Here is a 1,959-nt window from a genome sequence, read left to right as displayed (position 1 = left end):
TACTGAAAGGTTTATCGATTCACCTTCATCGTTGGAGTTCTTTCCCTCCCACCCCCGTTGATGCTTTTTACTACTCCCCTTCCTCTTAGTTGTAAAATACCTACACCTGTCAGCCCTAATCAGGGGGGTATCTGAAAGTTTTTAACACCTACTGGGACTTAGACAAAAAACAAATCGAGAAAAGCCTCAACTCCAATCCCCGCTTGGGATTTACTTCGAGAAGCCCAAAATCGCTGAAACCCAGATAGATCAAGGAAAATCATAAATCGAGGTTAACCCTTTGTCCCGTAATGGTTTGAGCCTTTTTTGCTGACCGAAAACGCCTAAGTCCCAATAAGTAGGGCTGGCTGAATAATGGTAGAACCCTTTGAAAATAAGGCTTTTGACCTGTTAAAATCCGATGTTCATGCTGCGAAAATCGGATTGGGACCCCCAAAAACCTGGCATTATCCTCCTTTTAGTACACAGGTTAGTACAAAAAGAGAGGGCAAGAAAGCCTGAAACTCCTGAATACTGACGACCGACGACCGACGACCGACTCCTAACCCCACCAACAAACTTTTTCAGCAAGCCCTAATTAATATTATGCCCGATCGCTAATTTAATTAGCAATCGGGCAGTGGTGAGAATTAATTAACCCAAGATTTAGAAAGCTTGTTCAACTTCGGCAATTTCGGGAATCACTTCCCGGAGACGACGTTCGATGCCCATTTTTAGGGTCATGGTGGAACTGGGACAGGAACCGCAAGCACCTTGAAGACGGAGTTTGACGACTGGCCCGTCGATTTCGACTAATTCCACGTTACCACCATCCGCCATCAGGTAGGGGCGCATTTCATCTAAAACTTGTTCGACGTTATCAGGAGTCAGTGTTAAAGACATAATCAGCTTCTGGTCAGAGATTTATTACAGTGTAAGTAAGTGGTTTCAATTAAATTGAAGATAGATTTTGTCTTTGATCCCCCCTGCCCCCCTTGATAAGGGGGTATCCCCCCTTAATCCCCCCTTGATAAGGGGGGTGCCGATAGGCGGGGGGATCCGACAATTTTTAACACCCACCTACTTAGTTACTTCGATCCTAACGCTTTTTGGGCGGGGATAACCCTTAAGATTCTAAAAGCTGTAGATTGATAAAAGTAAATTCTGTGGTGGATTTTTCGCCCCCCGCGTCGATTGCGTTAATCACTTGACAGGAGGGTAAATAATAATTACCGATTTTTTCGTAGGTTTCCTTAAAGTCACGTTTTCCCTTTAATTCATCGGTTTTAGCATTGCGGAAAATGGCATTATAGCGAATAGAAATATAACCTTCTCCCGTATCGAGACTTTCCTCGGTATTAATAGTAAAAGCCATCGGTCCCATGACTCGACTGACTTGACAGATTTCCCGGCCGCGGACTTTATAATTAGACCCCATCGCATCGCCGGTGACAAGAATTTCTACCGCACCGGTGGGATCATCTTGCCCGAAATTAAACTGGTTTTTGCCGTGGGAGGCATCAAAATTGCCTCTTTTGCGGTGAGTAACGATGTCGCGCATTTGATTATAGATACTTTCTTGCACTTTCTCGTCATCAATGCCCGTTACTTCCACACTATAATCGGCATTAACTTGAATTTTGCCTGTATGGACTTCCTCCCCTTGGGTGAGGATAATATCAGCAGTGTAACCGGGGAATCGTTCATCCCAAGTGTAACGGTTTTCGTAGGCGGAGCGGAAAATATCTCGGGCGTTCGTCGTGGCTACAGTCATAATCGCTTTACTTGTGTTGATAACTCCATTTATATCATTGTCGCTGATTTTTTCGCCTCTGGCCGAGATTTCTAGCTGATCAAAAAATCGGGCTAAAATAGAAAAAACTCACCCTCAGCGATCACGGCGATGGCAGAAGAAACGGCGAAAATCAAGCTTTATCGGAAAACCTATCAACTTCCCCAACTAAATCGCCCCGATTTATT

The 1,959-nt window shown here is 44.5% G+C and carries 2 protein-coding genes; both read right to left on the bottom strand.

From position 1 onward, the window contains the following. Window positions 1-645: 645 nt before the first annotated feature. Window positions 646-882, bottom strand: a complete 237-nt coding sequence (locus H6G48_RS08845; RefSeq protein ID WP_002779291.1) for a NifU family protein — start codon at window positions 880-882, stop codon at window positions 646-648. Window positions 883-1,105: 223 nt separating this feature from the next. Beyond that, entirely contained in the window at window positions 1,106-1,753 is a 648-nt protein-coding gene (locus H6G48_RS08840) for a DUF3386 domain-containing protein (protein ID WP_190721110.1), read from the bottom strand. Window positions 1,754-1,959 lie beyond the last annotated feature (206 nt).

The organism is Microcystis flos-aquae FACHB-1344 (assembly GCF_014698375.1).
Classification (GTDB): Bacteria; Cyanobacteriota; Cyanobacteriia; order Cyanobacteriales; family Microcystaceae; genus Microcystis; species Microcystis aeruginosa.
Note: the sequence above shows the minus strand (reverse complement) of the source record. Positions and strands in the feature narration are given on the sequence as shown.